This window comes from Haloarcula marismortui ATCC 43049, assembly GCF_000011085.1.
Taxonomy (GTDB): Archaea; Halobacteriota; Halobacteria; order Halobacteriales; family Haloarculaceae; genus Haloarcula; species Haloarcula marismortui.
Map to the genome: position 1 here is coordinate 11,619 of NC_006389.1, position 21,685 is coordinate 33,303.

The window sequence follows — 21,685 nt, forward strand, 5'->3', positions numbered from 1 at the left end:
ACAAGTCCCGAACATCACACATGGAATGGCCACCAACAGCAGCGCAGTCCGAGATATCATGCGCTACCCTCCCGATTATCGACCATCTCTAGGGTCTGCGCAAGACTGTCGCGCATCCCGCTCAAGACCTCGCGCCCGTCGTCGGTGACCGAATACGTCTCCCGTCGCTGGGTTGCCTCCGAAGACTCAACCAACCCCGCCGACTCCAGATCTGCAAGCGAGCGCCGGACATGGCGGTCACTCACGTCAAGACCCTCCTGTGCGGCCTGTGCGATCAGGCCACCCCAGGCGTCGCCGTCGTAATTCGCGACCAACAGCAGGCACGTCTGTGCCGTTGGCGTGAGGTTCTGATACGCCGCCCAGTCCGGCTGGTCGCTGGCATCGCTGTCGGCTGTCATCGGCTCACCGCCGTTGTGAGCGTGGTCTGTGTTGGTACTGCCAGTGACCGCTCGCCATCGAACAGCCACAGTCGCTCGATAGCACTGATTGGGAGCCACTGTTCGACGGTGATCGCCTCGACCCAGCAGCCACCAAGCACCGACATGACGACCGCGACCAGTGCTCGCAGTGTCGCCCGGATCGCGCCGACGCCAGATGCGAGTGGCACCACCAATATTGCCCGCCCAGCGCGAGCCAGTGAGCGCACATCACTGGCCATCAGTTCCCACCTCCAACAGCGTTCAGGGGGGTCCCCCCTTCCGTTCCTGTTCCTGATACGCGCGCGTACCCAGCGGACATTTTGGTCCACTCAGGCCGATTGGTGCCGCTCGGCCCGCCAGCCGGGTCGCCGTCGACGGCTGTCATGAACGTAAAAGGGCGTTCGGTGTCGGTCTCCACCAGTCGCTTCGCTGGGTCACTCATCGGCCTCGACCTCCGTCGTCGTGCCGGGCCCAGTTCGTCTCGGAATGCGTGCCGCAACGATCTCTGCGTTCGCGTCTGGCTTGAACATGATATCGTAGTGGGTCTGTGTCGTTTTGATCGGGTTCTCGGGGAACTCGGCGTCGGGATACGGGCTCGATAGCACCTCCAGTGGCTCGGGTTTCTCACCGGAGATGTCGATAATCCCGCGACCAGGCGCGAGCACGCGCAGTTCGTGCACGGCGCCGTCGGCTGCGCGGTACTCCTTGAGGATGGTCGGCTGGCCCTCATCGTCAGTCGCCACCTGGAGGTCCTCTACGATCATACCGCCATCATCGCTCGTCGGGACATCAACGGCTTCCGGGATCCCGAGCCGGAGCTGGAACTCAGGCGTATCGTGTGGGTAGCCCAGATCTGAGAACTGAAACTCCGAAAACCGGTTGGCCGTGTAGCACAGTCCAAACCCCTTTGGCCGCTTCGAGAGGAGGTCTTGGTCTTGCTCGATATCGCGGAATGGCTTCGGTGCTTCAGCCTTGGTCGTCCGGTTGCCACGATCGTGGTTCGAAAGTTCGACCCAGAAGTCGAACTCCTTGAGCCAGTGATTGTGGACGTCCTCTTCGTGATGGCCGTAGCCGACCAGCGATAGTCCGGCCGACCGCATCTCCTTCGCGATGTCGGCCATGATCTGGACACACTGGTGAGTCCAGTGGCCGGACTCGCCACCCGGCGCTGACTCCGGGGCCAGCATCCCGAACTCGTCAATATGGGCGGTCATCCAGTTACGCTCGCCATCGCCGTCGACGCGAACTCCGTCGAAGGTCCGTGCTGCAAGGAAGCCAAACCACCAGTGTGAGGCTGGCGTGGGGTTTGGCTCGTTCTTGGGGATGAACTCCGGCTGTTGGACCGTCGCATCTGCCGTCGACAGTGCTTCAACACAGCCCCGGAAGTACGGGTCCGGGAACACGACGTTGTAGGTACCTTTCGGATGGTCCTGCAGTCGTGCAACCAGTTCGTGGACATCCGAGTAATACCGTACGTCTCGGCAGAGTTCGTCGGGATCTGGATCGTCGCGGTCGACGGTTTCCATCCAGCGGCCGTCAACCTCGACGCCGCTGGGGAGCCACAGCGTTGTCCAGTCAGCTAGCCGCCGCCAGTCAGAGCTCTTCTGGCGGCCGTTCCTGACGATGCGCTCGTCGTTGTGTTCCATCTGGTACGTGGCAAACTGGTCGGCAGCTGTGGATTTGCCTGAGCCCTTCGGCGCTTCGACCATCGTCAGTGATGCACCCGGTGAGTTCACCGTCGACGGGCCATCGGCGGAGTTCTCGATATGCACGAGAAAGTCCGGGTATACGCCTGACAGTGCCGCGCCCTCGCGTGGGTAGAACGCTTCCGGGTCGAACGCCGGGATATCGAACCGGTTTCGAATTTCCTCAGCGTCGGTCGGCCACTTTCCGTGCGGGTCCGCGCCGTGGATGATCTGTGCGCCCTGTATCGTCTTCTCTGTAAACCCGTCCTGTTCGGATTTCGGGAGGTTCTGAGACATACGTTGTTTACTCCAGTTAGGTGGTCAATTCCGTCTCTGTGCGTTGTCGCCGAAGCCAGCGTTGCGAGGGTGCTCATCGTGAGAGCCAATACTGTCGTGACCGCCCGTCTCGTCGGCTCCGGTAGCGCCACCGGCCAATCCGTGGCCAGCCGCTTCGAGCGCGTTCACGGCTCAGTCTGGCTGCCTGTAGCTGCAGAAAGAACACCACTACGCTCGTCGGATGCACTGAGTCTACACCTCGTGCCGCCCTCACACAGGTCAATGCCAGTCTCGGCCACCGCCTCCGGTCAGTTGCTCCTGTTAACTGGAATGGATGCTCTCGTGTGAGTAGGGCGCCACAGTCAGACTGCGGTCATCCTACGAACACGAAACCGGTGGCAGACCACGGACAAATATGGCTGGATTGGTACAGTCTTCTGTCACTCTCTGTATGGTCCTGAAGCAGTCTGGTAAGAGATTGTAAGAGTGAGACACTGGACTGTAGTGAACAGCGCCGATGCCCTTTTCTCAGCCACTGCTAATCCGTGGGTATGGCCAATTCAGTAATGCTAGGGCGAAGCGTGGTCCAGCGAGGAAGTGTCAGCCTGTATCTGAGTATTGACCAGGGCTGGCAGCAGGCCGCCGGCTTGGACGTCGACGATACATGCCGACTGGAGATCGAGGAGGTTGGTGACGCGTCGCTGACGGTGGCGCTATTCATCGATAAAGACTACGGGACAGTGGCAGACCCACCGGGGCAGTTCGACATCGAGCCAGTGGACATCCAGACCGATCTTCAGTGGTGTCTGCCCGCCGATATGCGCCACGAGTTCGGCATCTCCGAGGAGTTCACATACAGTGCCGAGTACCACGGCGACGGCGAGATCCACTACGAGCTCACGTCGCCGACCGTTCGCGACGAGCGACTGCTTGCCTGAACTGGAGTGGCGGTTGCAGTAGGTGTACCCGTGACGGCGGGGCACGTTTCTGTTGAGTGGCCTGAGACAGTGGCTAAACGCTTATATCCGAGGATAGGCAATTTTTGGGTGGAAGGAACACTGTCACACGCTCCTTCCATCCCCTTTCCATGTCTGATGACACGCAGCGTCTCGGCCGGTGCCCAGACTGTGGCGAGCGTATCACAACTCCGTGGCTGCTGGTTGAATACGAGAAAGACGATGGCACGGAGGGCATCTGGGCGGAGTGTCCGACGTGTGAAGACGTCGTTGCGCCGGAGTAGTTCTGAACTCCTAGACCTGCGTTCTTCTGTCTGAAAGGATCCGAGAAGCGACTAACCAACATTCGGAACGGTCTGTACGCTGGTGTTGGTTAGTCCCAGAGTGTCAGATTTCGAGAGGATCTGGAAGCCGAAACAACAATTGTAGCCGTTGATAGTAGCGTACTGGCGTCCATACCGACGGTTGACTGGGTATAATAGGGCCCGTCACGGCTACCTGCGTGCGGTGTCAACGCAGGCCCGGAGTATCGCGCTCACCGCTGCGGTGTTAGAACCATTCAGTATACTCACCACAGTGGCTACACTCGGCACGGGTACGCCACTCGTCCCCGTGCTCGTGATTAGTCGGTGCAACCTTGACTACCCGAATGTCGATGGAGCCACACTGTGGACATTGCCCCGGAATTTCCGCATTGGCCACGCTGAACCATTACCTCCATGAATTGCTCAGTCGTGAATAGGTAATGATAGTTACGCTGCAGAAAAGTGCATTAAGTCTGAAATAAAGTGGTAAGTATAGAGGTTCATGACAGTCACTATCGATTACTGTGGGTATTGGGTTTTTCAGAGAGTGTGAAATGGCTACGCTGTAACCTGTGTATCTCTCATCCGAAGCGACGAGCAAGTTCGTAAGCGACGGTAGCAGGAACAGTGATTGTGAGAATCACGAATGCGAGTTCATCGACAGTCGGACCGGACTGCGTGAGCGAACTGTAGAGTATCAAAGCGCCGGTAGCAAGCACCCCGACAACAGTTGATACGTATTCTGGGCCTGTCCACTGACTCGGAGGGTCTTCAGGGGGGGATGTGATGAAGCTGTGTTTGTGTGGCGTATAACGTTGTTGCAGTCTCCCTGTCGGTACGAATCTCTGCGTACGTGGACTACTGTACTGGCTGTTACGGCCAGAAATAGAGTTGCTGTATCTATAACAGCTATTCTGTGTCTGAGATAATCTCGTTCGCCTCGTCACGAGTCCGTTTCGCGGCCTCCTGAGCGTAGCCTTCGTGGGTTGTCTCGATGGATTTGTGCCGGAGCACGTCCTGTGCCAGTTGCGGGTTCTCGCGATAGATCTCCCGTCCCAATCCACGGCGAGCACCGTGTGGCTTCAGCGGGTCTTCGAACTCGTACTCAGACCACTCACACAGGTCTGCCAAGATGTTCCGGGCCGACTGCGTGGTGATCGACGGCGTGGGATCAAGCGCTTTCGCAGCGTTGTCGAGTCTGGGGAACACGGCCTCATTCTCGTCGGGTTCTCGAAGCTGCTTCCAGCGCCGAAGCGGGCGAAGTGCATCGTCGAGGATCGGCGCAGACTCTCGGGTACGGTTCTTGCCGAACACCTGCATTGTGCCGGCTTCGAGGTTGACGTGTCGCCACCGCAGACCATTCCGTTCTTCATCATCAGAGACAGCAACCAGTTCCGCGCTGCGGGCTCCTGAGTACGCGAGCAAGAAGACGAGTGCTTGGTCGCGGTAGGCCGCCGTGCGGTCGATGTCGTCGCTCTCGCCGGCCTTGTCGACGCGAGCCGTCGCGGTAGCGCAGATAGCGTCGCGGTCGCGTGTCGTCCAGTACTGCTGGTCTGTTTCAGTCTCATCGGTCGGGAGCGGCCCTTCGGCGTGGTTGGTCTTGGCCGGATTCGTCGGAATCAGGCCCTCGTAGACAGCCCATGTGAGAAACGAGCGGACATACGCGAAGTAGCGGCGGGCGGTCTCCGGTGAGATGTCGTCCCGGTCGTCAGCTCGAGCAAGGTCGCGAGCATACTGTCGGCAGAGATCGTCGTCGATGTCTTCAGGACTGGAGATACCGTGCTGGTCCCGAGCCCACGTTGCGAACTTTCGCAGCACGCTCGCGACGTTTGTTCGGTAGCGTCCAGAGTCGATATCTACCAGCCGTTCCTCGATGGCTGCTTCGAGGGCGCCATCCCCGGGAGTAGCGTCGTATGCTGGCGGAAGCCGATCCATGCTTCCCGTACAGCGGCCTCCCGCCTAAAACTGCTGGTGCTTAATAAACTAATACAAACCTATCTACAAAACCAGAATATCCCCGTTTCAGGCACTCTATAGTGCAGTTATTGGCTTCACCGGTTTTGGTAAAGGATATACTGCTATACGGAATTTTGTATATTTTTTCGAATAGGATTTGGTTCTAGACAGCGTCAGGCAGTATAGATTAGACATTTGAAAGATTAGTTAATATTCGGAGACGGCTCTACTAAGATGCGGAACTCGTTCAGCACCGTTAGACAGGTGTGCGACAGTAAGAGTTAATCTTAAGACTAAGACTAATGTTAAACCACTTGTAAAATGACCGATGCGTTCACTGAGGCGCTTGACGAAACGGAGGGTGCGCAAGCCGCCTACGGGAAACAACTCGGGTTTGTTGAACAGCGAACTCCGTTCGCTGCGGAGTCGTTACCTGACACAAGTATCGCCGTTAACGTCAATCAAGACTTACTCAAGGAAGTAGCCAGCCACATTATCAATCGGGCAGGCCACGTCTCGGTAATTGACAAACGTGGAGCTGGCAAAACCCATTTTCGAGAACTTGTCTACGACGCGCTTCGGGACGGGCCTCGAAGCGAGGAATTCGCCATCGCGAGAATCAAAGAAGTCGAGTCAATCACAACGCGACGTTTCTACACTCGACTCTTGGACGAACTCCAACGTTACGAATATCTCGATATCCCAGAGTCGTACCCGCACGCGACAGACGAAGTCCGATCCGTCGTCGAAGATGTTGCCGGCCAGTTGGAAAATCAAAATCGCTGTGGCATCATCCAAGTGGATCAGCTCGAAGATGCCGCTCGTCGAAAGAGCACGTTCGAGCAGCTGCTGGCAGGCTTACAGAGTGTCGGTGACCTTGGTGAGTCTGAACCAGTGTTCTTGCTGTTCCTATTTGGAACGCCTACCGCTGGAGATCGTATCGATGAGCTTCGGGAAACGCTGTCCTCCAGACTAGTCGCGAAACATCGGTCGCTGGAGCGCTTTGAGTTCGCAGAGACTGACGAACTGATCAGCCGGTGGCTAGCCTGGGCTCGGGACGAAGAGTTCACTGAGGGCTATCCAGCTGACCCATTCAGTGCCGGTGCGATTCGGAAAGTCGTAGACCGATCCGACGGCACACCCCGAGATGTCCGACAGCAATGCTACCACGGCTTTCGTGGTGGAGCAGAGCAGTATGCCGATACCGGAAAGGTCCGCATCACCGAAGAGACGTTCGAAAGCTACGTTTAATATTAAGACTAAGGTTAACTCATGGGAGACAATGCATTTGGCGACGCACTTGACGACGCTGCAGAGGAACAGACAGCAGATGAGACAGACAGCAGTGACGCGACAGAGAGGTTCATCAAGGCGATGGGTGGCGACGGCACGAAATCGAAAACAATCGGCTTCGCTGTTAGTCCCGAAATGAAGTACTTCTACGACGAGCTTCGTGCAAGCAATGATGTTGATGTCGATCCGGGTGACGAATTCCGCGACCAGTTGGAGCGACTGGCTAACCGGCATCCAGAAGTTGCCGATAAGGCCCGTCGGAAGCTCAAAATAGATACAGAGTAATTCTTAATATTAAGATTAGTATTAAGGATAAGACAATACAGAAAATAAACAGCCGTAACGAGCAGTTTTGTCGCCGCCTTCTGACCTTACAGCGGAAGCAGTGGTCTGTGCTGGACAGGGCAGTAGCCCTTTGATATATCGCGCTGACTGTTGTCTGGCGCCTACTGCCGTTGGAGCTGCCAGTTATTTCGAGGTGCTGCGCTGTTCTTGACACGTACAACACCATCTTTGCGGAGTTGTTCAACCGCGTCATCGAACTCCGCCATTGAGAATTCAATCTCTGCTTGTTCTAGCTGGTCAAGTACGTACATCACTGATGCCATTTCGTTTCCTTGGGCTTCCAATATCTTGAGAATCTGCCGTGCTATGTTAGACATAAGTGAATAGCAATCAGAGGGTAGTAGCTGTTCGCATATATGTGGTTTATATCGATGATGCAGAGCTTTGTAGTGAGGATAGGGTACATATCTGCTTTCGAATAGTTTGGACAAGACACACACACCAAATTTTGAGTAAGAAGATAGAAGACTGCGGGCTATGAGGCCACATTACGGCACCTCGGTAGCTGTTCTTATTCCAAACTAGGTGTGTCTCTCTAGTCTAGTTATTCTAGTATGTAGTGTAGCATATGTGTACAGTCCTACTAGATGGACTGAAACAGTCTTAGACGTGTCCTCCCCTGTCACACTTTATCTGTTTCTTACTCCAAACTAGGTGTGTGTGTCATACAGTTCCTTACTCAAAATCTGGTGTGACTGGGCCAAGTTTTGTGTAAGGCAGAAGGCTGCTTGTTAGACGCCAGAGTGTCGCTTAGAGGGCTATTACTCATAACCCGGTCCGAAAGCTTATTTCGTGTCTACTGTTGTCTTTTGATAATGGATAGTGACGATGAATCGGAAGCCGTTCATAGCGTCTTTAATACCGTCAGTCAGGAAGGAGGAAAAATTTTTGAGCAGCGAGAGATCCTCCAGATTGACTATGTCCCCAGCGAGAATCGGATTGTCGGTCGCGACGAGCAAATTGAGAAGGTTGCTGGAGAGATTGGACCAATTGTTGTTGGTCAGCCACCGAACTCTATCATCATCTACGGAAAAACAGGGTGTGGTAAATCCCTCGTCGCAAAACACGTCTCTAAGATTGCACGAGAAGAGGCTGAAAATCGAGGCGTGAAACTTGCTACTGGATATGTCAACTGCCAGCAGGCAAAGGGTAACTCTGACGCTCTAAGTAAGTACGGGCGCGCTATCAATCCGCCAGAAAGTGGGGTAAAATTCCCAACCCGAGGAATTTCTGAAAATGAGTATTTTGAGCGAGTCTGGTCAGTGCTCAACGAGTTTTATGATGCTGCAATCATTGTTCTGGATGAAGTTGACAAACTCAACAACGATGATCTGCTGATGGCGCTTTCTCGAGCAGGAGAGGACGGAAGCGTTGATGTCCCGATCGGAGTGATTGCGGTATCGAATAAAATCAATTATCGGGACAAAATGAGCGAACGAACAAAGAGTTCGTTCGGGCACAATGAGTTCATATTTGAACCATACGATGCAGATCAGATTCGAGAGATTTTGCAAAACCGGACTGATGCCTTCGCAGATGGAGTTCTTGATGACGGTGTAATTCCTCGTGCTGCGGCACTGAGCGCTAAGGAACACGGGGACGCGCGAAAGGCCATGCGTCTTCTTCGGTATGCTGGCGATCAGGCAAACAAAGAGAATGCTGAGCGAGTGAAAGAGTCACACCTTACTGATGCACGCGCTTCAGCAGAGGTTGACCGACTTCTTGAACTCATATCAGGACTGCCACCCCATAGCAAGCACGTCTTACTCGCGCTCGCGAACCTCACTAAGAATCACCCTGACCGAGAATGGTTCCGGACTGTGCGAGTCCGTGAAATATATCTTGAAGTGTGCGACCGGAGCGGGGCCGACCCTCTTTCGGCTGAGCGAACCCGACAATTACTCAACGAACTCTGCTTCTTAGAAGTCGCAGGGAGTCGGCGAGGGACTGGTGAGGGCAAAGGACACTACAGCCAATATACTCTCCTGTGGGACGCAGATATCGTTCTTACCCTCGGTAACTGACACATGTCACTGTGGCGAAAACAGAACTAATGACCTGCCCACCTGATTCAGCGAGGGAGTCCCGCCGTTCGCCGAGGTAGGTGATCAACTCGCAATGGACACTCCAACCTCGGTTTTTGCATCGGATTCATAGTAGACCGGTACCCGAGGTATCTATATGAGCTACAGTGATGAGGAACTCCTGACCCACATCCGAGAGCTGGCAGCAGAACTCGGTGAAACACCCTCAGTGAATCAAATGAGTGCCGCAGAGGGACGCCCAAGCGGGAGTACATACCGGCACCGGTTTGACTCATGGAGTGACGCCGTCGAGCAGGCGGGGGTAGAACCAACCGACCAATCAGGTCCATACACCAAGACAGAACTGTTAGAACATATCCGGGCGCTTGCAACCGAGCTAGGTCGGCCACCGACATTGGAAGATCTGAATGCGGATGACGATCGCCCGAGTTTCAAGCCATACCGTCGGGTATTCGACACGTGGAATGCCGCGCTTACCGCCGCCGGGTTTGACCCAAATCACGCTATGTCACACACGGAGCCAGAGGGGTACTCTGACGCCGAATTGCTCACACATATTCAAGAATTAGCCGAAGAGTTAGGGCGACCGCCGACGCAAGATGAAATGCATCAGGCCGATGACCGGCCCAGCGAAAGTACGTATAAGCGACGATTCGAGTCCTGGACCAGCGCAATTGAGGAGGCGGGTTTTGACTCGGGTCGAAAAACTAGCTCATACTCTGAAGCCGAATTACTGGATCTGCTTCGGGACTTAGCTACCGAACTTGGTGAAACGCCGTCAGTGCAGCAGTTGAATGCTGCCGAGGACTATCCGAGCCGAGCAGTGTACAGGAATCGATTCGGTTCGTGGAGCGCGGCGTTGGAGGCCGCTAATTTGGAGTGAGTACCAGATAATCTGGTTATCATAGTTGAAAACGCTTTATTCTCAAATTCTGAGCTAAACTCTCGCCCCAAGATAGTAGAATCGATTAACCCGAAACCGGACGAATTAACTCGTGGTGGCCGGACCAGATACGAGCGGAGAATAGCAGCTTGTGAGTCTGAAACCCTCGTTATCATGCTCGATAACTTGACCCGGAGTACTATATACAAGTATGATTTTCTTCCTATAGGGGCAGATTACCCCACAACACATCATGTTCGAGAAAATCGCTAACGAGAACGAACGCGGGCAGGTCGGGATTGGCACCCTCATCGTGTTCATCGCGATGGTGCTAGTCGCGGCCATTGCCGCGGGCGTGCTCATCAACACGGCCGGGTTCCTGCAGTCCAGTGCAGAACAGACCGGTCAGGAATCGAGTGATCAAGTAACAAACCAGATTCAGGTCGCATCAAAAGTCGGGATCGTGGGCGGTCAGGGTGCATCTGATACCATTGCGATCCAGTCTCCGTCCGGAAATCAGTTTGCGATAGAATCTGGGTCTACGGTCACCGCAACTGAAGTCACCGATAATAACGATGACGGATACATTTTAGTTGATTCTCCGCAAGGTAACGAACTTGCAGTAGATGGTGGAGACCAAATCAGATTGACGAGAGAAAGTGGCTCACAGGTCGAGATTACTAATGAGGACACTGGCGTCTCAATCACTAGCTCTAAGCTAGACCTGAAAGACGCTAGTGGAAGTGATACGCTAAAATTCGTTCGGACATATGAAGATCCAGTTAATGGTCAACTGCAACTGCAGTCCGTGACTATAGACAATACTGGTACTGCAGATAGCACCGACGATGGGGTCTCAGCAACCCTTTCGACTGGTGAAAATACTGAAAAATACATTCCACTTACCGATGGAAGTAGTAAAGCGATCATCGGGAACGGAGAAACAGTCACGGTGACCTCTGACAGCGATAGCGGTTCAACTCTTAGTGCTGGGGCTGAAACCCTGAGTGTTGACCCTGGAGACGAGGTGTTGTTTGAAGTCACCGGTGACAGCGAGGTTACCATTACAAATCAAGAAAGTGGGAGTTCCATTTCCTACAATCCCTTGGATGGCAGTAACTACCTCAGTGGTACTGCTGGATCTGGCAGCACCCTGAAGCTCTCGGTAAGCGACGACGGGTCTGCTACCAGCCTTGACGTTACCTCCGGACTTACTGGTCTTACGACCGGAGATTTCGCAACCGGGCCTGGTAACGAGATTCAGCTGGTCAATGAGGATTACAACGCCGGCGGTGGTGGCGTTGGTACGCTCAATATTGTCGCGATCAAAGGTTCCGGTGCCGACCAAATTAACATGGAAGAGACCACGATCACGACAATCGGTCCGGATGGCACCAATACGCTAACCTACAGCGATGACGGTGCCACCGAGGACCAGACCTTCGCTGTCGAATCAATTCAGGATGACGACGACTCACTGCCAGTGATGACTGACTCGGATCGATTCCGAGTCGTTATTGACCCAGGGACACTCGAAACCGGCGAAACGATGACTCTCGAAGTCACGACGGAGTCCGGTGCAACCACCGAGATTCGGATCAGCGTTCCGAATACCCTGGCTGGCGAGTCCGCCGTTCAGGTATAACACTTCGGGCTACCGATTCGACTTTTTGTTTTCTGGTTTTATTTTTCGCGTACTGTTGTAGCAGTTGTTCTTAGTCAGTCATGTGTTCTGCTATCTCATCTCTCACCAGTGGCATGACTCCGCAGGGGTGAATGTTGACGTGCTTTCAATTCGCGCTGTACCTACTCTCGACTTTGACCGCTTTCACTGCTGTCGGTGATTTTGATATTGTTTCCAGTAGTGTCCGTAATATGACTGGTTCTTTCGACCTTCTGGTGCTCGTAGAACGACAGGGCTGGGGCTAACAGCCGGGCAGATGGCGTGTCCGCTGGCGTGCTGAGAGCGGTTCAGTGTGGATAGTCAGTCCGCGACAGTCCCTCCATCAGTCATCGCCGACGGCTGCTGGCCGCCACCATAGGAGCCCAGCGTCGTCTCGCCGCTGTCAGCAAGCCTCGAGTCGCCGTCGGCGTTCGCGAAGTGTCGAATCGTCTGTGCCATGTCGGGGTGGTCGATTTCGAGTTCGGTCAGATTCAGGCGCAGCACCTGTTGTCTGTCTGGTTTGCCAGTCCCGATTCCGAAGTGCTCGGCGGCTGCTTGCATCACGTCATGCATCGTTGGTCTCGAAATCTCATCGTCGAACACCGCTTCCCGAAGTTCTCGCTCGGGGAGCGTCACGTCCTTTGAGGACGTCGCCATTGCGCGGCGGCCGACAGTGTAGATGAGACGGCGCTTCATCTCATCAGTATCCAGCAGTTCGACCGAGCGGCGGCACTCAGCGGGCGTTTCGTCAGGGGCGATCTCTTCGGCCTGGTCGCGAGAGATCCACAGCTCCTCGTTGTGCGGGTGGCGTTCGTAGTCGAGGCGGTCGATCACGAGGTCGCGGTACTTCTCCAGCGTTGGGTCGGATGCCTTCGGTCCCTCGGCGGCGATGTTGTGGATGCTCTCGTTCAGGACCTCGTCAGTGAACGACTCGCCGACATCGTGGCAGATGGCGATCGTCTTGCGCTGGACGCTGCTGAGACTCTTATCAGAGTCGTCATTGAGCTCGCCCAGCATGGATTCGGCGTCGTCGACGACACGGTCGAGCTTGTCTTCCACCCGGCGAGATCGGCCGCCATCGCGATAGACGTTCAATGCGCGTGCGAGGGCGACACCATAGTTGTAGTCCGTGTGCTCGTCGACATATGCGCAGAACTCCTCTTTGAGTGGCGTCCCGACACGGATGCCGATGCGGGTCGGTTCCTGAGACGACAGATCAGATTTTATTTTTTCGCTGGCGTGGTCCGGAGAGCGGCCGGCGGCTGAGACGAGGCGGTCGACGAGCGTCTCAACGCGAGCATAGCCGTCCGCGTCAATATATTGCTCCATCGCGAGTTCGGCTTCACGGCCCAGATAGCCCTCAGCAACCCCGAATCGGGATTCGATGTGGCGACGGAACTGCTCCCACTCGTCTGCGGGAACCATCCAGTCCAGCTTGGAGGTGTCCCGCATCAGGATTGCACCTCCCGAAGGGCGGACCCGCACCCACACACCATCTCGGTGTGTGCGGGGGGGTTCACACCCACACCACACACACCTTCTTGGTGTGTGGGTGGGGTGGGGGTGCAGACCCCCACCCCGCCTGCGGTTGCGTCTGCCGACGGACCGCAGTGCGGGTAGACGGCCTGACGGCCGCCTTCGGGGGTCCAGGGGACCCCCGGGGGACACTCCAGTCCTCCGCACAGCGAAAAAATAAAATTCTGCGTGGGGTGGTCGTTCGTGGACGGTGCTGACCGCATGTCTCTATGCGTACGCTCTCGTTCGTGATGCTCCATATCCTGTGTAGTGAGCACCCTCCGCCTCTCGACGGCGGCAGATATGGCTAAGGATACCTGCTGCTGGTGGGTAACGCTTAAGCCATTCTGCCGAGAAGAACCGGTACAGAAAGTGGGTTCGTTCCCAGCGATTCCCGTTGGCGCGGGTTCGAGCTGGGAACGCCGGTCCGTTCTCAGGCAAGTTGTGTTCTCGTAGTGTCTTCTCTGTCCTGCGACTTGCACATGCGGCGACTTAAAACCGCTAGGAGCGTCAGACATTGGTATCCTCCTCGACAAGACTGCGAACGACATCGGCGTTTGACCCGCGAGCGATACTGACACGGTCAGTAGCGACATTGACCATCGTCTCGGACGATTCGACAAGCACCCGCGGCGGGGCGTCGTACTCCTCGTAGGTGTAGCGCTCGCGAACGATCCCAAGCAACGAGCCACCCTCCAGCCGGTCAACCTTCACAGGCGTGCCGACGTCGGCGGTGTCGTCAGCGCGCGCCCGACGCGTGGCCGGTGCGCCCTGGCTGGCTCTACTCATCTGTCCCCCCCCGCTTGCGCACTCGCCCGAGCGCATCGAGCAGCACTGCTTCGGCGTCGGCGTCTGCGTCGTCGGCAACGAGATCGGCGATCTCGATGACACGGTCGACAGTGGCGTTGGGCTCACTCGCCATCGTCGCCCTCTTGGTCGCGTGGTCGAAGGTGAACGACGACAGTACCCAACTGGATACGGTGCTGGACCTCTGTCACGCGGTAGTGGTCCGTGTCCCAGGTAACGAGCTCGCCCTCGCGGGGAATCGCAGCACCGTAGTGCTCGATTGTCTTGGTGAAGCTCTCCGGCGTGTCGGGTTTCTCGACGAGTTCGAGGCGGGTCATGGCTGCCCTCCGCCGTACTCAGACTGGATGTCAGCGAGTCGTGCGGACGCCCGGGTCCGTTCGGTCACCTCGACGATTTCCCAGTGCCAGACGTGATCCTCGGGCACGTCGTCGTCGACGTCCCACTCCGGGGACCACCACTCCGTGTCGGGTCGAACCGTGTATCGCGGCCCATGGGGCGTTGCCTCGACAGCGTGGATTTCACCGGGAACGGGCACGTCGTCGGTGTCGAAGTCTTGGAAGAGCCCGCCCTCTTTGAGCCGGTATCGATGCCCGTTCTCGTAGCGAACGCCGAAGCCCTGCTGGAGGATTTCGGCTGCGTTCCCGAGTAACTCCCAGCCGTTGGGAGTCTCGGCGACGGTGCCGACAGCCTCGAAGCGGCGCTCGGTATCTCCGTCAGGGCCGACGACGACTCGGTGGCACGGACAGAGTCGCGGGTCCGTCGTTTCTGGCTCTGCCATCTGGCGCGTGCAGCGCGGGCACTGGTAGAGGATGGCGGCCATCTACGGCTCACCTCCCCGCGTCGCCGACCGAGCGAGTTCGAAGTCGAACTCGAAGCAGCTGCCCAGCCCACACTCCTGACAGTCCGCGATGAATCGGAACCGGCCGGTGGCGAACCACTGGACGTTGCCACAGTCCTGGCACTCGAAGGCGACGGCGTGGCCGCGATAGACGGTGAGGTTCCCCTCTCGGTCGAGCTTCTGCACCGGTCTGGTCGCGCCACCGTGGCGGATCGCCGTCGGCACGTCGGCGCCGATGCGGGCGTCGCCCGGTGACTGCCCGCCGTCGGACATGGCGATGGGCTTCGTCGCGACGGTCTCGCAGTCAGCTGTCTGAAGCAGGTGCGCCGTCGATGTCTTCACATAGGTCCAGACGCCCTCGCAAGCCAGACACAGCACGTTGAACCGGTCTTGTTGCTGGAGTCCGCCGTCACAGTCGTCCCGAGGGCAGTCTTCGTGGTCCCAGCACAGCTCCGTGCCGGTCGCTGGCTGCTCACTCTGCATCGTCGCCCTCCTGGTCGTCGCCTTCGTCGAGGACGATTCGTTCAAGCCGGGCCAGCCGTTGCTCGATATCGGCGTCCGCGACACACCCGCCGTCGTGGGTGCCGTGGTCGGTGCTCATGCTGACCCTCCCGTGGAGTCTTCGGGCAGCTCAAAGCCGTTCTCGCGGAGGACATCAGCTGGCGAGCGGCCCGACTCATCATGATTCCCGCGTGGGTCGGGCTCGTCGTTGGCTTTGGCTGCACAGACACTGCAGAGGCCATAGCGCTCGCGGTCGGTCTCATCGGCGACACGGAACACTTCGACGTCGTCGGTGCCGGCATCACACAGTGGCGTCGGATCCTCTCGGGTAGCCTCGGGGGCTGGGTGGTGGACTTTGCCGTCGTTCCACTGGGATTTGGGCATGACGTAGAACTCGTCGTCGGTGGGCGTCATCTGACACCTCCGTTGTGGCAGTGATGCGGGCAGACAGTGTTGTCGACCCGGAGGCCGCGGGCGTGGCCGTACTCGGTGCCGTCACTGACTGTGACCCGGCGTCGGCACTCGGTACACAGCGCTTCGTTGCGAGCGCGTGTGATCGAGACTGTGGAGGGCTCGGGTGGCTGGGCGACCAGATGCGGGTGGCCCTGCAGGTAGGCCGGGCGGTTTGGGCGGTGCGTGCTCATTGTGAGCCTCCGCTGACGGCGACCAGCACCTGTCTGGCTTCGCGCGTGCGTTTGGTGGTGTCAGCTTGGGCTAGGGCGAGTCGGGCTGCGCAGGCGTCTACTCGTGCTTGGCTGTGGCTGCGGTCGTAGCCGGGCCGGGAAAGGACGGTCTGGCAGTCCTCGATGACAGCGGCGTCGGTGTCGGCTTCGGTGAGGAGTCGTTTCGCGGTTTGGAGGCGACACTCCTGTCGGTCCTGTGCGGTATCGTTTTGTGGTCTGGTTGTCTCAGTCATAATGCCGTGCGCGACCGGGCCAGCGGAGTTACGGCTCCGGTGGTCCATTTTCGTCGAATCTATCTGACCCGGTGAGTCGCGCATATCTGGATACGTGACGCCCGTTGGACATAATACTTGCGTAGGTGCAATGATTGGTAGACACTTTCTATAAGTATGTACCCTCAGACATGAAACATATTGATGGCTGGCGACAAGCCAGGCCCTGAGCAAGAGGTCAGTGACGAAGAACTCCTTCGCGTGCTTGCTTTGGCCTACAAACCGGCGCTCGGAACCACTGAAATCGCAGACTGCGTTGATCTTAGCAGACAGGCTATTGATCGACGGATGAAGCAGCTCGAAGAGATACGCCTCGTTGAATCTGGAAAGTTCGGGTCGACCAGAGCGTGGTGGTTGACTGACGACGGGAGGCGTCAGGTCTCCGATTCCGAATTGAACGAGCCGTCGAGCCAGTAAATGTACGGCCCATTCCCGAGCTGAGATCTTTGAATATCGCCAGAGCCTGCTAACTGACTCATCCGCTGCCGGACCCTCCAAGACGAGAGTCCAACTTGTTCTGCAACCTGCTTGGCAGTGGCAAACGGTTCGTTGGTACTCATTACGGCCTGAAGCAACTCGGAGTCGGTGACCTTGGGGTCGGGGCCTTTGGTACTCATCTTCTGTTACCCAATCATTGCGCCTAGACAATAGTTTTATTGTTGCGGAGACGCAACCGTTTGGACAGGAACAGACGCGCCGCTGGGCGATTTCGTGTCTTCGAGAACACGAGTTGCCTACCGTGGTCACAACACGGCAGGCGCGTCGGTTCCGTCGAGAACCATGAGTAAGTCTGCTTCGCCGACTAGTAAATCTGTCGGCACGACCGAACCGAATCCACAGGAACGTACCGCCCGCGAACTGCTCACGCAAGGCCGCCCGCTGTTCTTGGGCGTCGACGGCGAAGGCGCGGCCCACTACTGGGACTCGTATGAATTCGCTGTGGCCGTCGTCGCTCGCGACACCCGCACCGAGAAGGTCAAACTCGCCGACACGCCATATGAAACACTCGTAGGGTGGTGCGAGTACACGCAGGACGAACGCGGCTGGGCCGTCGGCCCGCACGTCGGCGGCACCATCGTCGACGATCTTGCTCGGAGGCGGAATGCATGAGTAAGACCGTGCGCTGTACGGTCGAGAACCGTCAGCGCGTTCGGCGTGCCGCCCGAGCGCTGCGGGAGACCGCGCCGACCGCCGTAGTCGAGACGACGCCGCCGGTCCGCTCGGAACACGACGCTTGGACGCTTGATGCCGTGTTGCGAGAGACCGAGGGCGTTCCGCCGGAAGTGCTCCGAGAGCTCGCGCTGGCCGGGCTGACGCTCCAGCCGACGCCCACGCAGGCTGAGCATCAACACGTCGTGGCGACGGCCTGAGCGAGACAGCGATACCTCTATCTTTTTGACGACTTGCGTAGCTATTTGACATGGGTTGCGATGGTTTCCGAGACGACTCCTGACAGCTCGCGACCCCGCGCCGGGGCCTGGTGAGGCAGGTCCCACGACGGCGCGAGTATGTATCTGTGGCTGATGGGTGACTGGTATGTAAACCCCCCTTGTACTTCCGGGAGGTGGCGAGTAGTACGAGAATAAGCGTCTTTGACTGGTCTTGCCCTTGAAGATCGAGATGGGTCCGCTATGTCGTTCGGGCGCTTGAGTGGCTGTCAGGGCGATACTCTGGCGGCGAGTGATAGGGGGTAATAAAGGTGGCTTGTACTTCCGGGGGTGGTAGCTCGCTAACCAACACTTGGTGGTGATGGCGGTCCAGTGTTGGTTAGTCAGAGGGGTGGTGTAGGACAGTTCAACAGGGTGCTGATTGCAGAACTATTGATGGCGAATTGGCTGGTCAGTAGGCTTGCCTATTGACAATGGAATGTTCTATCAGTCTACATGGGTCTAATAGCACTGTAAGATGCAGAGTATGGGTTTTGATTAAACGCTTCTGTTGGTATCGGTTAGTAGCTATCCCTGCATCCGAAAATGTAAGAAATGAACTTGATAACTGCAGTACAAGCTTTATCAATTTCGTTTAGAATTAATTGACATGGCATTCAGCGACGACGATCTTCGGACTTATCAACAGCAAGCAGTCAGAGCTATTGCGGAAGCTGATGAAGACTACAAGTCGCTTATTCTCCCAACAGGGGCAGGAAAAACGAGAGTTGGACTTGCGTATGCTTCTAATATTCTGGATAAAAAGGACTCTGTTGCGTACATTACCCAGACCAATGCTCACGTCGGACAGGTACTCTCGGAGTCTGATGCAATCGGTGTTGATGCTGTTCACATCCCCGGTAGATCAGCCGAATCTCAGGGTGATGGAGGGAGCGGGGATCGCGAAATCGACATCCAAGATTATAATATTGGGTTCAAGGTTGGAGTGTTTTCTTACGCGGGATATTTCTTAGGTAGTGAAGTTCCAACTGCTGACACTCTTATTATTGACGACGCACATGCCTTTACAAGCGAACATGTCACGCATTCTGCTGTCATCCTCCACCGTGACGACTGGGGGAGGCAGTATGACCGACTGATTGATTTAATAAAAGATGAAAATCCGATTCTGGAGTCTGAAATTGAATCTCTTCAACAACCGATCCATCGAGGAGGTGGTACTGTTTTAGTGCCACCACCCGACACTACCGAAGTTGAGCAAGCAATTACGTCGAGCGTAGAATCAATGTCGGAAGCGGACGGGTGGGAGCCGTATCTTCTCCAAAAACGACTCAACGCCTCTCCAGACTTTGTGAATTGGCCTTGTGTCATCACTGCCAATACAATCTCTTGGAGACCTTTCATCCTGCCCTTCCAATCGTTCGGTCGTAGCCCCAACAGAGATATTGAAGAATCCGAACTTGTTGCAATGACCTCTATCAGAGACCCGGAAGAGTTTCTACAGACAAGACTTGGAACTCCCGAATTAGTTACTAAAATCGAACCCCCCGAACCAGTCGATGAGATGGGCTCTAGGGTTGTTGTTCCGTATAGAGATCAGTATGATCGCAATCCTCCGTCGGAGGGCCAAATTAACACCATCAACCGGTGGGCAGACCGATTCGGTTCGGTCCTCGTCTCTGTTGCGTCCCACAATTCAGCTCAAGAGGTAATGAAGCGCCTCCACAAAAAAGACATAAATCCTATAGAATACGAATCCGAAATTAGTGTACAGGAGCTTCAGGAACAAGAGGAACCTCGGGCACTTGTACTAGTTAACAAACCTTCTGGGATTGATATTTCCTCTTCAATCTGTCCTGTTGCTATCCATCTGGACCTGCCTCATTCAACATCTGGTCACGAAGTTGTGGCCGGGGATATTGAGGAGTCGGGGGCCGTGGCTGAAGCAAGCTTGGCCGTGCGCCTGTCCCAACTTTTAGGACGATTAAATAGATCTGATGAAGATCGGAGTATACACCTCCTCCTCGCCGATGGCCTCCCACTGAGACGAGGTACTGCTTTTGTTAAATCTTTAGATCCTGCTGTCTTAACTGACCTTCTGATCGGCCGTCGGGGTATTGCACAGGAGTACGAACTGCCGACTGAAACAGGACTACTTGACGACGCAGAGGCGTTTCTCAATGGAGATGATTCTCTCCGAAGTAGTTATATAACGGATCCTGAACAGCTTCGAAAGTTGTTTCTTGGTAGTGATGTGGAGGGATTCTCTCCAGGAACCATTCAGCAGGTTGAAGCTAATCTATTCGCTGCACGTGGGAACTTTACTAGGGCTGCCAAGCAATTTGAAAGGTTCTCTCAGAATGCGGAGGAACAGGGGTACCCAGATCATTCATCATTTTATGATTTCCAGTCTATCGTATATGGTTCCGCAGATACTGGATCAACTAGCGGCACACTCAACCGTAGTACAGACGCGATTGTTGATGCAGCTCTTGATCGTAACCCCCAAAGTGGGGCTTTAGTTGCTGCCCTCCGACAAATACAATCCAGTGAAGAGACTGATACACAACAAGCCCGTATTGAGATGCGGGTAAAACAGCAGAAGCGGCAAGCCTTCTACTGTTTCACACGATGGTACGACGAGGCGGATGGGAATGTTCCCGATAGAGATCATTATACCAGTGTAGACCCATGGAAAGAGTACTGGCGCAGTAGATTTGCGAAAGCAGAGCACTCAGAATTGACCTCGGCATATTCGGAAGCGTTTGAGTTACTCGGAACAGATACCCCACAACGAGAGAAGCAAGATAACGATCTTCGAATTCGATGGGAGACAGAAAATGGGGAAGAGTTTATTTTGGCGGTCGAAATCAAAGGCTGGAACCCGGACACGGTCGACAGTGAACCGGATCTGAAGTCAGATAACATCAGACAGGCACGCACGAATGCCCGCAAAATCGATGCTGATGCGGCCTTGTTAGCGTCATCACGCTCAGGTCGTACTCGTGACGTTCCAGGATCAGCAGAAACATACGGTGTCCACTGTCTCAACGGTGACGCATCTGTCGCGTTTGCTGACATGATGGCAGAACAGTGTGCAATACTCGCCACGGTAGAGCAAAACCAAATCGACCGAAATCAGGTTCCGTTATGCGCAAGAAGGATCCAGAAACTTCTGGAGAGCGACGGGAGAATACTTGACGGACAGGAAATTAGGGCACTCATAGATCTGGAGTGAAAGTAGCCCAATAAAGCATATATCAACTGGAACTAGGTAGAATCATAGAAACATCGTGCACTGTGGCTAACAGAACTTGTCGAACTCCTCTCATCAGTGTGGCTATGATCTCTTTGAATAGGCACTTCCCGGCCTCGTAATGGTTGGCGTATTGTCTGGGGCCGTAGTGTATCGTTGTTCCTCTGTCTGCCCAACCCACTGGCCAGTCCTTGACTAATTTGTGCTCAGTATCTGGCAAGCGAAGATTTGGGGAGGTCTCTCCTTGGTGTGATACTGCCTTGACCTGTACTGACTGGACAACGACTTGTCTGAGAAGTCGTTAGTACAGATATCGATTGGGGGTCGGCTTTGGAGACTCAAATACGACGGTCAGTAAATGCGCTCACTGCTCAGAAAATTCTGGGCGAAGTCAGCAAGCGGTGCAAGCACCAGTGGATGCGCTGGACAAAGGAAGGATTAGAGGCGATACTCCAGCTTCGGCTGGTGAAGTACGCTGATCCAGAGCACTACCAATCGTTCCTCGACGAACTGCTCCAGCGATCGACCAAAACAGCAATGAGCTGTGACCTCTCAATTGAGAGCACCAGAGGCAAACTCTAGACCGCTTTGCGACGCGA

28 protein-coding genes and 1 pseudogene are annotated in these 21,685 nt (G+C 55.7%); 12 read left to right on the plus strand and 17 right to left on the minus strand.

Translation table 11 applies throughout. The features are described from left to right. Positions 1–56: 56 nt before the first annotated feature. The 5 genes from RR_RS00080 to RR_RS22135 are packed head-to-tail and all read right to left on the minus strand — an operon-like array spanning position 57 to position 2,569. Positions 57–398: a PadR family transcriptional regulator gene (locus tag RR_RS00080; RefSeq protein WP_011222127.1), complete on the minus strand. Its 342-nt coding sequence runs from the start codon at positions 396–398 to the stop codon at positions 57–59. Then, complete coding sequence (locus RR_RS00085) at positions 395–658, minus strand: hypothetical protein (RefSeq protein WP_079890951.1); 264 nt, start codon at positions 656–658, stop codon at positions 395–397. The genes RR_RS00080 and RR_RS00085 overlap by 4 nt, the downstream gene beginning before the upstream one ends. Further along, on the minus strand, positions 658–861 hold the full coding sequence (locus RR_RS22130; RefSeq protein WP_171814219.1) for a hypothetical protein: 204 nt from the start codon (positions 859–861) through the stop codon (positions 658–660). Before RR_RS22130 ends, RR_RS00085 begins: the two co-directional genes overlap by 1 nt. Then, positions 854–2,401, minus strand: coding sequence for a hypothetical protein (locus RR_RS00090; RefSeq protein WP_011222128.1), 1,548 nt, complete (start codon positions 2,399–2,401; stop codon positions 854–856). Before RR_RS00090 ends, RR_RS22130 begins: the two co-directional genes overlap by 8 nt. A 24-nt stretch (positions 2,402–2,425) precedes the next feature. After that, the gene (locus RR_RS22135) at positions 2,426–2,569 is read right to left on the minus strand and encodes a hypothetical protein (RefSeq protein ID WP_161618949.1); all 144 of its coding nucleotides are present in this window, start codon (positions 2,567–2,569) and stop codon (positions 2,426–2,428) included. Between the two features lie 362 nt (positions 2,570–2,931). Here RR_RS22135 and RR_RS00095 point away from each other — a divergent pair, with 362 nt between their 5' ends. Both RR_RS00095 and RR_RS22140 read left to right on the plus strand, forming a co-directional pair. After that, positions 2,932–3,318 (plus strand): hypothetical protein, encoded by a 387-nt coding sequence (locus tag RR_RS00095; protein WP_011222129.1) that lies wholly within the window; start codon positions 2,932–2,934, stop codon positions 3,316–3,318. A 149-nt stretch (positions 3,319–3,467) separates the two neighbouring features. Next, positions 3,468–3,620, plus strand: a complete 153-nt coding sequence (locus tag RR_RS22140; RefSeq protein ID WP_011222130.1) for a hypothetical protein — start codon at positions 3,468–3,470, stop codon at positions 3,618–3,620. A 930-nt stretch (positions 3,621–4,550) separates the two neighbouring features. Here the strand turns inward: RR_RS22140 and RR_RS00100 are convergent. Further along, positions 4,551–5,576, minus strand: a complete 1,026-nt coding sequence (locus RR_RS00100) for a tyrosine-type recombinase/integrase (RefSeq protein WP_011222131.1) — start codon at positions 5,574–5,576, stop codon at positions 4,551–4,553. Positions 5,577–5,918: 342 nt separating this feature from the next. Between RR_RS00100 and RR_RS00105 the strand changes: the two genes are divergently transcribed. The 5 genes from RR_RS00105 to RR_RS22885 all read left to right on the plus strand — a co-directional run bounded on the left by RR_RS00105 (position 5,919) and on the right by RR_RS22885 (position 11,808). Then, positions 5,919–6,848 (plus strand): hypothetical protein, encoded by a 930-nt coding sequence (locus RR_RS00105; RefSeq protein ID WP_011222132.1) that lies wholly within the window; start codon positions 5,919–5,921, stop codon positions 6,846–6,848. 21 nt (positions 6,849–6,869) lie between these two features. Beyond that, positions 6,870–7,175, plus strand: coding sequence for a hypothetical protein (locus RR_RS00110; protein ID WP_011222133.1), 306 nt, complete (start codon positions 6,870–6,872; stop codon positions 7,173–7,175). Positions 7,176–8,050: 875 nt separating this feature from the next. Further along, complete coding sequence (locus tag RR_RS00120; RefSeq protein ID WP_011222135.1) at positions 8,051–9,259, plus strand: orc1/cdc6 family replication initiation protein; 1,209 nt, start codon at positions 8,051–8,053, stop codon at positions 9,257–9,259. Positions 9,260–9,416: 157 nt separating this feature from the next. Further along, the gene (locus RR_RS00125; RefSeq protein WP_011222136.1) at positions 9,417–10,163 is read left to right on the plus strand and encodes a homing endonuclease associated repeat-containing protein; all 747 of its coding nucleotides are present in this window, start codon (positions 9,417–9,419) and stop codon (positions 10,161–10,163) included. Between the two features lie 253 nt (positions 10,164–10,416). Continuing rightward, the gene (locus RR_RS22885) at positions 10,417–11,808 is read left to right on the plus strand and encodes an archaellin/type IV pilin N-terminal domain-containing protein (protein ID WP_011222137.1); all 1,392 of its coding nucleotides are present in this window, start codon (positions 10,417–10,419) and stop codon (positions 11,806–11,808) included. Between the two features lie 339 nt (positions 11,809–12,147). Here RR_RS22885 and RR_RS00135 read toward each other — a convergent pair whose 3' ends face one another. The 10 genes from RR_RS00135 to RR_RS00165 form a co-directional block, all read right to left on the minus strand. Continuing rightward, a complete protein-coding gene (locus tag RR_RS00135; protein WP_011222138.1) occupies positions 12,148–13,278 on the minus strand; it encodes a hypothetical protein in 1,131 nt (376 codons plus the stop codon). A gap of 573 nt (positions 13,279–13,851) precedes the next feature. Continuing rightward, the gene (locus RR_RS00140) at positions 13,852–14,130 is read right to left on the minus strand and encodes a hypothetical protein (RefSeq protein ID WP_011222139.1); all 279 of its coding nucleotides are present in this window, start codon (positions 14,128–14,130) and stop codon (positions 13,852–13,854) included. Continuing rightward, positions 14,123–14,263, minus strand: coding sequence for a hypothetical protein (locus tag RR_RS22145; RefSeq protein ID WP_011222140.1), 141 nt, complete (start codon positions 14,261–14,263; stop codon positions 14,123–14,125). The genes RR_RS00140 and RR_RS22145 overlap by 8 nt, the downstream gene beginning before the upstream one ends. Next, a complete protein-coding gene (locus RR_RS00145) occupies positions 14,253–14,465 on the minus strand; it encodes a hypothetical protein (RefSeq protein ID WP_011222141.1) in 213 nt (70 codons plus the stop codon). Before RR_RS00145 ends, RR_RS22145 begins: the two co-directional genes overlap by 11 nt. After that, positions 14,462–14,968: a hypothetical protein gene (locus RR_RS00150; protein WP_011222142.1), complete on the minus strand. Its 507-nt coding sequence runs from the start codon at positions 14,966–14,968 to the stop codon at positions 14,462–14,464. Before RR_RS00150 ends, RR_RS00145 begins: the two co-directional genes overlap by 4 nt. Further along, positions 14,969–15,469 (minus strand): hypothetical protein, encoded by a 501-nt coding sequence (locus RR_RS22715; protein WP_011222143.1) that lies wholly within the window; start codon positions 15,467–15,469, stop codon positions 14,969–14,971. It lies immediately after the preceding gene. Then, positions 15,459–15,587 (minus strand): hypothetical protein, encoded by a 129-nt coding sequence (locus RR_RS22890; protein WP_011222144.1) that lies wholly within the window; start codon positions 15,585–15,587, stop codon positions 15,459–15,461. The genes RR_RS22715 and RR_RS22890 overlap by 11 nt, the downstream gene beginning before the upstream one ends. After that, positions 15,584–15,901, minus strand: coding sequence for a hypothetical protein (locus RR_RS00160; protein ID WP_011222145.1), 318 nt, complete (start codon positions 15,899–15,901; stop codon positions 15,584–15,586). The genes RR_RS22890 and RR_RS00160 overlap by 4 nt, the downstream gene beginning before the upstream one ends. Further along, entirely contained in the window at positions 15,898–16,131 is a 234-nt protein-coding gene (locus RR_RS21985; protein WP_137440586.1) for a hypothetical protein, read from the minus strand. Before RR_RS21985 ends, RR_RS00160 begins: the two co-directional genes overlap by 4 nt. Further along, on the minus strand, positions 16,128–16,487 hold the full coding sequence (locus RR_RS00165; RefSeq protein WP_232508492.1) for a hypothetical protein: 360 nt from the start codon (positions 16,485–16,487) through the stop codon (positions 16,128–16,130). Before RR_RS00165 ends, RR_RS21985 begins: the two co-directional genes overlap by 4 nt. A 99-nt stretch (positions 16,488–16,586) precedes the next feature. Here RR_RS00165 and RR_RS00170 point away from each other — a divergent pair, with 99 nt between their 5' ends. Next, entirely contained in the window at positions 16,587–16,859 is a 273-nt protein-coding gene (locus RR_RS00170; RefSeq protein WP_007190826.1) for a winged helix-turn-helix domain-containing protein, read from the plus strand. Here the strand turns inward: RR_RS00170 and RR_RS23090 are convergent. Continuing rightward, positions 16,817–17,059: a FaeA/PapI family transcriptional regulator gene (locus tag RR_RS23090; protein ID WP_079890952.1), complete on the minus strand. Its 243-nt coding sequence runs from the start codon at positions 17,057–17,059 to the stop codon at positions 16,817–16,819. The two genes, RR_RS00170 and RR_RS23090, sit on opposite strands and share 43 nt — an antisense overlap. A gap of 163 nt (positions 17,060–17,222) precedes the next feature. On the opposite strand from RR_RS23090, the gene RR_RS00175 reads away from it, so the two are divergent. From RR_RS00175 to RR_RS21160, 4 genes and pseudogenes are all read left to right on the plus strand, one after another. Then, complete coding sequence (locus tag RR_RS00175) at positions 17,223–17,552, plus strand: hypothetical protein (RefSeq protein ID WP_049938386.1); 330 nt, start codon at positions 17,223–17,225, stop codon at positions 17,550–17,552. Then, positions 17,549–17,812 (plus strand): hypothetical protein, encoded by a 264-nt coding sequence (locus RR_RS00180; protein ID WP_049938388.1) that lies wholly within the window; start codon positions 17,549–17,551, stop codon positions 17,810–17,812. Before RR_RS00175 ends, RR_RS00180 begins: the two co-directional genes overlap by 4 nt. 667 nt (positions 17,813–18,479) lie before the next feature. Then, complete coding sequence (locus tag RR_RS00185) at positions 18,480–21,068, plus strand: DEAD/DEAH box helicase family protein (protein WP_011222147.1); 2,589 nt, start codon at positions 18,480–18,482, stop codon at positions 21,066–21,068. Between the two features lie 390 nt (positions 21,069–21,458). Beyond that, a pseudogene (locus RR_RS21160) lies at positions 21,459–21,668 on the plus strand (ISH6 family transposase); the annotation flags it as partial. Between the last annotated feature and the right edge of the window lie 17 nt (positions 21,669–21,685).